Here is a 12822-nt window from a genome sequence, read left to right on the forward strand (position 1 = left end):
CACACACTACTTTTGAAAAAAACCGGCTTTAATCGCACTCAATTACACAGGAAGACATCAATGAATACATCATTTCTGACCAGATATCGGCCGGCCGTAGAGCATTACGCACCCATCGCAACCGGTCTACCGGCGGAGCTCAAGATATCAGACGGACCCAATGGACTGGAGACCTATTACGCCCCATTTGAGCACATCAATCACTCAGCAAAACTGGTGATCTGCGGAATAACACCGGGCAAGCAACAAGCCGAATTAGCCCTGCTCGAGGCTAGCAAACACCTTAAACAAGGGATGTCGGACGAAGAGGCTTGTAAGGCAGCAAAAAACACGGGGAGCTTTGCTGGTGCAATGAGGAGCAACCTTACCAAAATGCTGGACCACATCGGTATGGCGCAGCACCTCGGCATCTCTAATTGTGCTGAGCTATTTACCACTCGTCGCGATCTAGTGCACTACACTTCCGCACTTCGGTATCCCGTATTCAAGAACGGTGAAAACTATAGCGGGAGCTCAGCGATGGTGAACACACCCTACCTACGTGATCAAAGCATCACTTATATCACTGAAGAGCAAGAAGCGCTCCCAGAGGCTTTATGGCTGCCCCTCGGATCAGCTGTCATCACCCTATTCGAATTTCTAGTTAGAGAAGGCGTTATCGCAGACAGCAGGGTTCTGTCTGGCATGCCACATGCGTCAGGCGCCAATGCAGAGCGAATCGCGTACTTTTTGGGCACGAAACAAAAAGATCAGCTCTCCAACAAAGTAAACGCCGATACCATCGATGATGGCCGATCGCGGCTCTTGAAGAAACTGAGTCTTCAGTGAGAACCCAACTAGAAAACGTGAGCGAGAAACCCTCATCTGTAAATCCCACAGCTGCCCGCGTCGTAAGAAAGGCACTCAAGCGCCGCTTCGGTGCGCGGGTTGCAGAGATGCACCGCAAACTCGACAGTATTTCAGTGAACGATCAAGGCTCGCCAAACGCAGTCTTCACGGCCAGCGAATTAAAGGGAATCAATCGCGCGAAAAATTGTGCGATCACCAAAATTCTCGCGATATTTACTGCACTAGGAATAAGCCACGAAGGCTTCATTGCCAGCTATTACACAAAACCTGTCCGTCGGCGCAAAGCTGAATCTGCCTTAATCAGCTTATGGATATTCGAGGAGGGAAAGCTCGGGGCAAAAATCACCTTTTTTACGCGCAATGTATCTTTTTCAAATGAGGTGATCGTGAGTGACCATGCTATCGAGCGAATCGCAGAGAGAATGGGAACCACTAATCTTGAAGCAATAAAGCGAGAAATAGAGACAGCACTTATGGGTTACACCGCGACATATGGGACGATAAAAACTGACATCGGAGATATCAAGATTCTACTTAAAGGAGAAACCGGCACATTCACAGGAGTCACGAATGGACAAAAGACGACGTTAACTACATGGCTAGCTCCAGACATGAAGATCGAACACCGCCCATGGGTAACCGGACCGTCAACCGCCCGGAAAATGATAAGCGGCGTGGGTATGAAGCAAATCGAGCGCGTTTACAAATTTGCGCGGGAAACGACTATCTCAGTCGTACAGACCTCCGACCGAGACAGAGACTAACAATGAAAATTAGCAACACAGTCACGGGAATCTCCGCGGTGGAATTTCTGAACAGTTTAGGCAATCTAGTAGAGCCCCACCTCAAGGATGGAAGTGACAAAATGTGGAGCTACAAAATCAAAGGAGAATCTAATAGCGAGTTTGCGTTTGACCCAAAAACGACAACAACACTAAACATCTGGTTTGACCGGAGGCCTCCCATACTGAATGGCGTGGCAGATCTACAAGACATTCGCAGTAAAAACAAAAGCACCGCATTGCGCCGAGTTTTTTCCGGGAAAGGACATACCGCAAAGTACAAAGCAACCATTGAGTCATTCGAAGCGCTTCGGGAAATCATAGACCACCTCGCTAATGATCACTAATCAATCACTCTAGTCTGCTGCCAGACTTCAGGGTAACGGATGATCCATTACAAATCATGATTCCCATCGCCACCAACGTGATCGTCAAAGACAGTCGATACCCGCCTTGCCATCCGCTCTCAACAACCTCGCAAAGGTCGCTCGAATCGGACATCGCGGGACACGCGCAGGGAAAAGTACGCCGCAAATAAACCTACGAAAGACCGAGGTGCTTAGGAACACCGACTGGTTCGAGTGCGCCCCAAACCTGAGTACTCCCATCATCGATAGAAGCAACAATTTACGCGCAATCTGACTCCCTATTCTGGACGAATATTTTCCACCCTATCCCTAGGCCACTTCGTTATAGGAGAACTTCCAAACAAAATAGGGTGCCGAAAAATGAAATTATCTAATCATGCATGCAATCGTTCTCAGCAACGAGGCATAGCACAAAAAGAAATGCAGATACTGATGCGTTTTGGTGACGAGCTTCAGGGAGGCTCAAAGGCCACGATCTTTTGCGTCAACAGCAAGCAAACACGCAAAGAAATCGAAAGCCTTTGGCAAAACAGCCGAGACTTTGATCTTGAGGGCGTAGTTAGCAGTTATCTAGTCGTAAAAGAAGGGGATGTAGTCGTAACGACTGGGCACAGGAAAATTCGTTTTCAGAAGAACCGCCGTGCGCACTAACTTTGGGAGTGCACTCGCCCCCCCAATTTCAAGTCCCGGTCGTTCGATCAACTCTGTCATCGCAACAAGCATTACTAGACTGCAAAGCCTCTCCGCTGCGTGTACCATCTCACGCAGTCAACAAGTAAAGAATCATTGCTGACCAAGGCGATAAATTTGATTGCATAAAACCTTAGTAGGGCGTTATGAGTGAACGGACAAGTGAAGAACTCCTATTTGCGTTTGCGGACGGGGATATGCCCGCGTTTGAAACTCTCTATAATCGCTATAAGTCGCCCATAAAAGGGTATATCTATAGCAAAACAAGGAGCCAAGCGTCGGCAGACGACATTACGCAACTCGTTTGGGAGAAGGTGATCAAGTCGGCGACACGACTAAAAGCAGAGCATTCTGAGGCGAACAAGGCGTTCTCGTTTAAACCCTATCTTTATCGCATCGCTCAAAATTTAATCACCGATGTGTGGCGATCCGACAGGGTGGTCCCAATATCCTCACTCTCTGGTACTTCTGAGTACGACCTGGTCTCAACTGTAGAGTCCGATAGTGCTCCAGTAGTCGACCTAATATCTCTGCAGGAACTAACTGCCTGCGTAGAGTCAAAGCTGATGCAGTTCAAACAAGGTTTTATCGAGGCCTTTCGTCTAACGCGAGATGGCCACCTTGGTTACAGCGAAGCCGCCGAGGTGATGGGAGTTAACGTGGAAACACTCCGCAGTCGAGTGAAGGCAGTGCTTTTGGGCATTAAACCGTGCCTTGAGGGCCACAAAAATGCATGAAGACAAAGAACTGGAAGGCCTAGAGTCGTTATACAAGCAGGTCATGCCCGAAGCACCGATCTTTATCAGTGAGGAAGAAGACCAGCAAATACTCAACGTCGCAAGAAGTCATCTGGATCGTAGTGACAAAACAAAAGTGGTTTCTATCGCGCAGTATAGAAGGGCCCGGGTCGCCTGGTCAGGGCTCTCAATTGCCGCAGGTCTTTTGATCGGCATCATGCTGAACATTACCAGCGAACCAGACAGCAGCACGGCCTCCCCCATTAATGAGCAAATGTTGTATATGGGCGATGGCCCACAACGCACACAGGTCGCTTTAGATGATCTTGATGCCTCGGAACTCCAGACTTTGATTGCTGAATTGGTGCTCAGAGGCGAGATCGACAACGCGGACGCCCTTTTGGACTATTTCAGATCAAGATATCCAGACTTTAGCGCAACAGAATGACCAGCCGAAAAACTCTTCGTCTGACGATCTGGGTTTTCTGCGCTCTACTATTCACAAGCGTTTCATACTCATCTGAGCCAGAAAAAACTCACAAAGATCTAGCGGAAAAATTCAACGCGATCCTGGAGGCGGCCTTCGAAACTGGGCGAGATGGCCGCAACCAAGAGGCGTACGAAATTACTGCGCAGCTTGAGACGTTATGTGAGAACGGCACATGCGACCCAGACCACGTTGCGAAAATTCGAGGAGACTTTCTTTACGAGTTATCTCGAGAAAATGCATGGACTCTAAGTCGCACCGGCGATTACCTTGGAGCCGTGAAAATTATGGAGCCTTTAGAGCCACGCTGCGTTTTCCTCAAGGCTGACGGGTGCGTAGAAGAGCATGATTGGTTTCTCAATACGATGCAGTTGATGGCAGTGCGTAAAGATGTAAAAGAGCTTGTCGAAATCAACAAATTTAGGGAGGCATCGGCCGCACTTTCGAAGGCCCGCCGTTTCGCCACCGCACTACCCGAAAAAGATCAGATCGAGTACCGCTGGGACCTTGCCGGTGTCTATGCATTTTACAATTCTGAAGCGGCCGTTGCCGAAGTACGCGACCTTGTTCAGGCTCGCAAATTGAGACCGTTCCGCCCCGTGGACAACTACCTCCGCTATCTGGGCTGGCTAGTCAACGCAGGAGAGTCACAGGAACTGAGTGGGGAGCTTGTGCGATTTTTCGAAACCTGTCGTAAATACGGCGGATTTTTAACCGCCCTGCCAGCCGGCTCCTCTTCGCAAGACAGAATATATTCACTCGATTTGCTCCTCGCGTCACTAGAAAACTTGAATACCGGTATTGAAGATGTTGTCCAAGCTCTTATAGACGCAAGCAGCCTTGAAGACGGCGAGGTTCGATCGCGTATGCTAAAACGAGCCGGCGACCTTGCTCTTATAAAGTCTGGTAAGGAACGACTGGCCACAGAACTGTACCGAGAATCAGGCCTAACGGCCACGGAGTCAGATCGCAGACGAAATCTCGCCAAACTTGGCACTCTGTCGTTAGATGCTGCTTCAACTTCCGAACCAGACGGGTCGCTTGAAGCTTTGACAGAGGTGCTTAGAGAGGCTTCTACCAGTGGATCCGATTCGAAATCCGCATTCTACCGCCTCGCACAAGTATGGGACTCTCAATCATCCGCAGCTATTGAAAGCGATCCTGCACGGTATGCAGGCGCCACTATTGCATTAGCTATGGGTGCGCCGACAAAAGAGACAAGAGATCAAGTCCTCTCTGACGGCTATTTCCAAATCGCAGATCGTCTGAGCGCCCTTCAGCAACAATATCGAAGGAAAGAGCTTGTCGCTAAAGACGCCTACGATCTCGAATTACACGAGTATGTCGTTTTGCTCGATCTGGCAAAGCTAAGAGCTGCAACCTTTGGCTTGAACCAAGAGCAACTCGAACTCTCGATGGAACAGTTGAGCGTGAGAGAGTCGCTTTTCGGGCACCAAAGCTACCAATTGCTAGCGTCACTGTCATCAGCCGCGCATGGCGCTTCCGCGCTAGGTAACGCAGATTCGTTTACGGGCACGTTCTCCCGTGCAAAGTCGCTGGAAGCGAATGGGCTTCTTACCACTGGCCAGTGCAACCTGGGGCCGTTCCGCTTCAGCTACCCTTTTGACTATGCAACGCGCGCTCTGGATCAACAGAAAATTGAAGACTGGTTTTTGTCTGAGGGCGAAGTTCATCTTGCAAACGCCAAAAAATTCATCGGTATAGAAAAACAATACCAGTGCATGCAATCAGTTAGGCAGCTGCTATCAGAGTATCTCTTCATCACTGACGGTCAGAGCCGCAGCCTAGAGATGATCTACAAACTATCCCAGGTCACCGAAATTTCCGACCTACTTATTTCCACTGAACTCGGCATTGAGAAACTCAGAACGGACGACCCCGATCTCTTGGCGAGATTGGCGGACTATGGCCAGGTGTCAAAGAACATCAACGCCCCTGACAGGAAAGTCGAAGCGGACAGCATGCTCGAAAACTTTCTGGAATACACAGCTGAAAAAACTGCGATTTATGAACAGGTGCGGGCAAGATCTCCTGACGTCGCGTCTCTGATGGTTGCAGAGGGGATGTCAGTATCGGAGACTCAGGAGAGCCTTGCAGACGGTGAGGCGCTGCTCTACTACACTGAAATCCCGGCTGTCGACGGAAATCAAAAGGCCGGTGGAACCGAATCTATATATTACTTGCTTTTTATCGCTACGAATCAAGACTTTCATCTTCTACCACTGCGGCTGACTTCTCCAGAAAATCTTACACGTAACCTACAGCGGATGCGGCGCTCACTTGACCAAGGCGTCAGCAGAGCCTCTAACCTTTCGCCTTTCGACCTAGAGGCTGCGAAGTATGTTTTTGACACCTTAGTCAAGCCAGGCATGAAATCACTCGAGTCAAACCAACGGCTATTCATAGTCACCTCTCCGTCTCTCGCCGGACTTCCTTTTGAGCTCCTTCCCATCAGCAATGAACTGCCCTCTGTACGGAGCTTTGTCGACTTTCGAAAGTACCGGGAAGTCTCCTGGATGAATGATCGCTACTCGATTAGCTATTTATCATCGCCACGAATGCTTGGGCGAAGAAACAATAGTGCCAACGCCAGCGATTCAAAATTTTTAGGCATTGGTAACCCCGAGTTCTCCCCGCCTGCTATGTCACCAACAGTTTCCCAGCGCGACTCCTCCGACTCCCGATCCTCAACTGCCCTTGAGCGTGTATTAGCACGTGACTACAAGTCTCTGTCGGCAGAAGGGTCTGTCGCTTCGAGTCTGCCAGAATCTCAGTTGATTATTGATTCAATGGCGAGACGATACGGACCACTCGCTACCGTCCTTACCGGTGCGTCAGCGACGGAGTCTCAGATATCTCAATTGGATCTATCCCAATATTCCACGATTGCGTTTGCGACTCATGGCCTCCTCGACGCTACGGTTTCTCCAGAACCTGCCCTTTTGCTCGGCTATGAGCCTGATACCAGCGGCGGATCAGTGTTCGATGGACTTCTCACCTCCCGAGAAGTTATCCGCATGAATCTATCAGCAAACCTAATTGTGCTTGCGGCCTGCAACTCAGCCACGAAGGCTCGGATTGATGGGGTAGTGTCATTGGCAAATAGCTTCCTCACGGCGGGGTCGGCATCAGTCGTGGCGTCGCATTGGGCGGTGGATGTGAACGCCACAGCTCGACTCTTTGACGCCTTCGCGCAGCACAGAGAAGCAGCCCCGAACACGAATTCCGCAGACCATCTTCAGCGCGCTCGAATAGAGCTTCTACGTCAGAATAAGAATCAGCTATATGCGCATCCGGTGTTTTGGGGTGGATTTGCGACGTACGGTTTTTGAACCCTCACCCCTCGCTCTTCTGTACTTCAAATTTCTAATCTATAGGTGATCAAAAAACTCACCCCAGTGCTTCTGCGCTTCGTTATTGCATTCGTAAATCACGCGTAACGACGCAGGAGAAATAGTTATGAACGCACTAGTTTTTGAAGGTGGCACTACCCACGCGCAAGGAAGCGCTCTCCATAAGCTTGTAGAGTTTGAAACAAGCCTGCACGACACACCATTGGACAGCCCTGTACAGGTCAAACTGTCCGCCGATGCAAAAAAGATGGGAATTTTTGTAAACGATATGGAACTTACAACCACTGTGGGACGCCCGATTATTCATCAAATCGGGAGTCGTGCCTGGGGTAATGACAAGAGTTTCGAGGAAATTAATGCCTTGTGGGTAAAAGGGCTTAGGTGCAGAAAAGACCTGGAGGCGGAATTAAGTGAGGTGTTCAACCGATTCGATTTAATAGCGCGACATTACGAAGGATTAGGCGGACGCCACGAACTCTATGGGATCGTAACTGCAAATTTCATTGAGCTAAATCAGTTTGATTTTCGAGAGCGATTCACGGAGCAAACTCGCCAGAAATATGGGATCAATCTTCAGAGTCGGGGAATCGAATGTGACCGATACGGAAATGTTATTGAGTACTTCGACATGGATCAGCATGGATTCCAAACGAATTATCACTATGGATTAGTTTATGCGAGAAATAGTGGTTATCAGTCCTACAAAGTGGATTGGAAGCGCCTTGTCACCATTTGCAGTAACGGCATGACAGCATGGAAAGGAAGTCGTTTTCGGTGGAAACATACACATGAAGTCGACCTGAGCGAATTCATTGAATGCACTCTTAATGAAGGACTGGGCCATCAAGCATGGCTAGAAGAAAGAATTGAAGCGGCGCGGTCTCGCACCTTACCTGAAGAAGGATTCGTCGAACTTCTTAGTCGTCTATCACTCGCCAAAGCTTCAAAAACCCGAATCGGGCGTAGGCTTAAGACAGAAGCTAATGATGTAGGAACCAATGAGTGGGCGCTTTCGCAGGCTCTGACCTGGCTGGGTAGCCACGAAAAGGCCATCTCTCCGCGAGACCGAACGCTGTTAACAGAACTCGGAACCAGAGTAGCGGAAGATTCTCTCGAGAAAGTGTTAACTATAGATACTCGAGTGAATCGCGACGGTATGTACGGGATGGTTCTGCCCCCTGGCCTGCGAAGCGCCGCCTAGTTCCGTTTGAAAACATTCCTAAAAGTTGCATCGAGGAGCATATTTAATGCTGGCCTTCAACGAAATTTTTGACGACTCACAAGCCCGTCATCGATCATCTCAAAGGTGGCTACGGTTCAGTAGCTTCGCTACGTTACTGACAGTAATTGCATTGCTTCAACGGGGTGATGGGACGCCCGTCTTGCCGTATCTAATACCTCCTATATGGACCACTGTTTTTCTGTACTGTCTTTTAGCATTATCGATTTCATGGTCTCTACGCCAACTGACGGATTTCAGAGAGGCAAAAGGGCAACTTGAGAGGTTCCAACACCATAAAGATATGATCTTGTATGCATGCCAATATGAGAAGCCAGAGCGCATCGATAAGGCGCTGACGAATATGCATGCGCTGGCCAGCAACGACCTCCTCGCCGCAGCGTTTCTGCGTGAGCATTTGCCACAGATTCTTGGGCGCCTGGCCAAATCACGAAAGAGAGCGCTGCGTGAGACCTTGATCGCACAAAAGCAAAGGGCAGACATTGCATTAAAGGAAAACCTCCACGCGAGGAGGAACAATCACCCGATCCTGAAGGCCAAATCGACCCTTGAGGGTAATCTGCTGCATTTGAAATCTAAACGCCAAGAAATGATGACGCAATGGGATACCTTCATACGGCAAACATCTTGGTGGACGCAACTAACGGCAGAACGCCCAGATTTCAGCGAATTGGACAAGCATATTCAGATTCTTAAGTCGGCGAGTGCCCAGTTCGAAGTCGAGTATGGCGAAAGCGTCAAAGTTATTTGTAAAGATTTGGATGTCATTGAGACACTCGCAAAGCGAAGACTTGACGATAGTGTGCAGTATTCACTTTCATGGATAGAGCAGGTCAGTCATGACGAGCGCCTTCCAAAGCAACTTCTTTCGCAAGCAATGTGGTGTGCCGCTATGTCAATCCCAGTTTCCATTTGGAATGACCTAACAAACGCGGGCTCGGTATACGATGCTTTACGGTCGGTCAATGTCAACTTCCAAGGTATGAGCGATAGCGAGATCTGGTGGGAGACAATGTTCATGCAAACCGAAAGCCTTGCCGGCCTGGTTGCACTTACCAAGGGCGCATACTTTGAAAAAATCGTCGCCAGTAACACAGGCGGTGAGTTGTTTGAACACTTCAACAACCCGACTACGGACATCACGATCGACGGAATCGAGTTTCAGATCAAGGCTACGAACTCCCTCAGTTATGTTGAGAGTGTCCCAGACCACATACCAGTAATAGCAACCACCGAAGTTGCAGAACAGACAGGCGCGATAGACGGTGGCGTATCAAACGAGGAACTGACCAGATCCGTCGAGCTCGCTGTGGGCGGGAGTGTCGTTGACGCAGCCGACTCTGCCGCTGACGCCATAATTTCTGGCCTCGGAGGAATGGGGCTATTCGCGAGTATTGCTGGCATCGATCACTTTGCAAAACAGGTTGAGCACGGTGGCGATAAGGTTGAAGCAGCGTTTGAAGGGTTCGGCGTCGCAATAACGGGCACCGCCAAGGCATCCGTTGATCTGGCAGAGTTAGGCTACAAGGCCGTTATGTCTCGTCCCAGCCGTTTTATCGGTAGACAGATCAAGAACGTCGCGATAAAGCTGGATAGTAAGTTGATGGAGACATAGGTCGACCAGAGACGATCATATCGCCGCGGCATGAGAGACTGAAAATTGAATACATGTGATCGCATACCATTCACATCCCTACATCTGACCTCTTTTGCCGATACAAAAGTACCGGTCGACACCTATCAAAACAGACAATTTCCGATGCGCTGGATCAGTGGCGTGCTTCCATTTTTTTCGAAAACAACTGATCACAAAAGATGGCAGCATACTGACCAAGGCTTCCAGTTTCTCAAAATAGCACGCTGAATGGCAACAAGTCGCGGGGGTTCTTAAAGACAACGACTCGCCACTTAGTCGTTTCGTAGCCTGCCTCGATTAGCTCACTATACGTTACGCTCCGTTTACGGCATTTATAGATCGCCCGAAAAATAAAAAGCCAAGCAGGAATAGGACCGATGACCCGACAAGAACTCTACGACATGGTCTGGAGTCGACCAATCACCCGCGTCGCTAAAGACTTCGGCATATCTGACGTTGCGCTTGGCAAACAATGTAAGAAATACGACATCCCAAAGCCACCTGTCGGATACTGGGCAAAAGTCTCGCATGGGAAGAAAGCACTTAAACAGCGACTGCCAATTGGAAAAAGATCAGCAGACGAAATTGTGTATCTGGAAGCGGTTGAGCGCATTCAAACTTCTGTCTATGCCGAGGAAGCGAGCAGAGAAGCTGAGGCGCGAAGGGAGCAAATCGAACGTCTGCTTAAAGTGCCGGAGAATCTGCCAAGTCGCTGCCAGCCCGCTGTCGTCGACATGCGTCGCGCTTTGCGAGAGTTAACCCCAGATATTCATGGCTTCGTCAGAACCGGCAATCTCTATGTCAAAAAGCTCGAATTCGGCAAGGACTCTGTAAATCGGGTCGCCAAAATAGTGGAAACAATTGCGTCGGCAGCTAAAGCCCTCGGGCAGCAACTGATTTGGGCTGAGGGGCGTTTTCTCTGGCAGATTGGCGACGAGCCGTTTGAACTTCGAATCTATGAACTCGTAGATAAACAAAAGCACACACCAACGGCAACGGAGCTTAAAGAACAAGCTAGGCGGGAGAAATGGGACCAAAAGATTGGTCGCGAATACTCAACGACGCGAAAGACCTATCGAACATGGGACTACCTCCCATCCGGTCGACTAGCCTTGAAGCTGAGCGACACCAACTCTCGATGGGGCTCGCCAAAAATCGCAAAACATTGGACTGAGCCAAAAACTGGCCCGGCGCTTGAGGCAAAATTGGTGGACGTATTTATCTGGCTCGCTGGAGCCGAGGTATCAGCGCGCGAGTGTCGGCTTGAACTTGAAGCTGAAGTAGCACGCCAGCAAGACGAAGCGCAGCAACAAATCGCAAGGCAGGAAACACAGAATCGAGCCCTAAAGCTGCAGGCGTTCCTTCACGAATTGACTGATACCCATGAGCAGTTCAAAAAAACAACGTCATTGCTGGCGTTCATGCGATCAAGCCGTCCCGACTCGGCCGAGACGCCGCCAATTATTGACGAACTAAAGGCCTATCAGTCACTGCTTTTGCATAAGCTAGAAAATTCATGCAGCGAAGACATCTCAGGTCTAACGCTGCAAAAAGGTGAAAATCTAGTCCTCTCACTTCCGATGGCTTCTGCTGTGTCATCCAAGGTGGATCGCTCCAGCGATGCTTGATCGAACCTATGCGTTAGCATTTGTTTGAGATAGCGATAAAATATGTTGAGACTGTGCGAGGGTTTCAAGCGCAACCAATGACGGCCAGGATCTTTTATGAAACGCAACACTACCATTGCACTTTTGTCTCTCTGCCTATTTATAGCCTTTTCAAAAGCTGCTGTTGCCCAGGCCGATATTATTGGGAAGGTTGTCTCTGTGACTGACGGCGATACGATCAAGGTTCTAGACGGCTCCAAAACAGAGCATAAAGTTCGCCTGACGGGCATAGATGCCCCCGAAAGAGGCCAGGCCTTCGGCACCAAATCACGAGATCATCTTTCTTCACTAGTGGCCGGCAAAGAGGTTCGCGTAGAGTCGGACAAAAGCGACCGATATGGCCGAACTCTCGGCAAAGTATGGGTGCAGCCTGTAGATTGCACTCATTGCGGCAAAACACTTGACGCAAATCATGCGCAACTTTTATCGGGAATGGCTTGGTGGTATCGGTACTACGCAAAGGAGCAGTCGCCCGAAGACCGCGGGCGCTATGAATCCGCTGAAGATCAGGCAAAAGCCAGGAAGCAAGGGTTGTGGGCTGACTCCCATCCAATCAACCCCTATGACTGGCGAAAGGGAAAGCGCAACTAACGCCCCAATATCAAGTCGAGTTCTTCATGAAAAAGCATAGTATCGCAGCCCTAACCTTACTCGCTGCATTACTTGCTGCACCAACTGTCTGGGCAGATTCGGCTGAGGGGTTCGATATATGCCGAGCCAATTCGGACGAGTTTGTCCGCTACGTCAATAAAGCGCTATCCGGAGCAAACATTACCGCCCATGTGGCTGGCACCTCCGTGCCGTTTATCGTTGCTGAAAATACCGCCCTCGTCATAGCCTCACCTGCCGTTGCTGCAGCTTCCGGGTATGCGGTTATAGGAGCAGGTGGTGTTTTCGTTTTTTTGAATGCGTACTGCAACACCCCAGGATAACGTAAATTATCTTTCGCACTTTTGAAGAGGGGCGGTGATCCCCCGAGTTGATAAGATTGA

The 12822-nt window shown here is 49.6% G+C and carries 12 protein-coding genes; all 12 read left to right on the plus strand.

Annotation, left to right across the window (positions count from 1 at the left end; genetic code table 11):
- Window positions 1–60 precede the first annotated feature (60 nt).
- On the plus strand, window positions 61–828 hold the full coding sequence (locus KT71_RS16725; protein WP_008294164.1) for a hypothetical protein: 768 nt from the start codon (window positions 61–63) through the stop codon (window positions 826–828).
- On the plus strand, window positions 825–1613 hold the full coding sequence (locus tag KT71_RS16730; protein WP_008294163.1) for a hypothetical protein: 789 nt from the start codon (window positions 825–827) through the stop codon (window positions 1611–1613). The genes KT71_RS16725 and KT71_RS16730 overlap by 4 nt, the downstream gene beginning before the upstream one ends.
- Window positions 1614–1615: 2 nt before the next feature.
- Window positions 1616–1978 (plus strand): hypothetical protein, encoded by a 363-nt coding sequence (locus KT71_RS16735; protein WP_008294162.1) that lies wholly within the window; start codon window positions 1616–1618, stop codon window positions 1976–1978.
- Window positions 1979–2359: 381 nt separating this feature from the next.
- Entirely contained in the window at window positions 2360–2650 is a 291-nt protein-coding gene (locus KT71_RS16740) for a hypothetical protein (RefSeq protein WP_023660249.1), read from the plus strand.
- 185 nt (window positions 2651–2835) lie between these two features.
- Complete coding sequence (locus KT71_RS16745) at window positions 2836–3426, plus strand: RNA polymerase sigma factor (protein WP_008294160.1); 591 nt, start codon at window positions 2836–2838, stop codon at window positions 3424–3426.
- Window positions 3419–3874 carry a hypothetical protein gene (locus tag KT71_RS16750; RefSeq protein ID WP_008294159.1) on the plus strand — a complete coding sequence of 152 codons (456 nt, stop codon included), beginning with the start codon at window positions 3419–3421 and terminating at the stop codon, window positions 3872–3874. Before KT71_RS16745 ends, KT71_RS16750 begins: the two co-directional genes overlap by 8 nt.
- A complete protein-coding gene (locus KT71_RS16755; RefSeq protein ID WP_008294158.1) occupies window positions 3871–7266 on the plus strand; it encodes a CHAT domain-containing protein in 3396 nt (1131 codons plus the stop codon). The genes KT71_RS16750 and KT71_RS16755 overlap by 4 nt, the downstream gene beginning before the upstream one ends.
- 127 nt (window positions 7267–7393) lie before the next feature.
- Window positions 7394–8488, plus strand: coding sequence for a hypothetical protein (locus tag KT71_RS16760; protein ID WP_008294157.1), 1095 nt, complete (start codon window positions 7394–7396; stop codon window positions 8486–8488).
- 46 nt (window positions 8489–8534) lie between these two features.
- Complete coding sequence (locus KT71_RS16765; protein ID WP_023660250.1) at window positions 8535–10142, plus strand: hypothetical protein; 1608 nt, start codon at window positions 8535–8537, stop codon at window positions 10140–10142.
- Between the two features lie 398 nt (window positions 10143–10540).
- Window positions 10541–11791, plus strand: coding sequence for a hypothetical protein (locus tag KT71_RS16770; protein WP_008294155.1), 1251 nt, complete (start codon window positions 10541–10543; stop codon window positions 11789–11791).
- 96 nt (window positions 11792–11887) lie between these two features.
- A complete protein-coding gene (locus KT71_RS16775; protein ID WP_008294154.1) occupies window positions 11888–12421 on the plus strand; it encodes a thermonuclease family protein in 534 nt (177 codons plus the stop codon).
- 26 nt (window positions 12422–12447) lie between these two features.
- Window positions 12448–12762, plus strand: coding sequence for a hypothetical protein (locus tag KT71_RS20630; RefSeq protein WP_023660251.1), 315 nt, complete (start codon window positions 12448–12450; stop codon window positions 12760–12762).
- The last annotated feature ends 60 nt before the right edge of the window (window positions 12763–12822 follow it).

The organism is Congregibacter litoralis KT71 (genome assembly GCF_000153125.2).
In the GTDB taxonomy this organism is placed as follows: domain Bacteria; phylum Pseudomonadota; class Gammaproteobacteria; order Pseudomonadales; family Halieaceae; genus Congregibacter; species Congregibacter litoralis.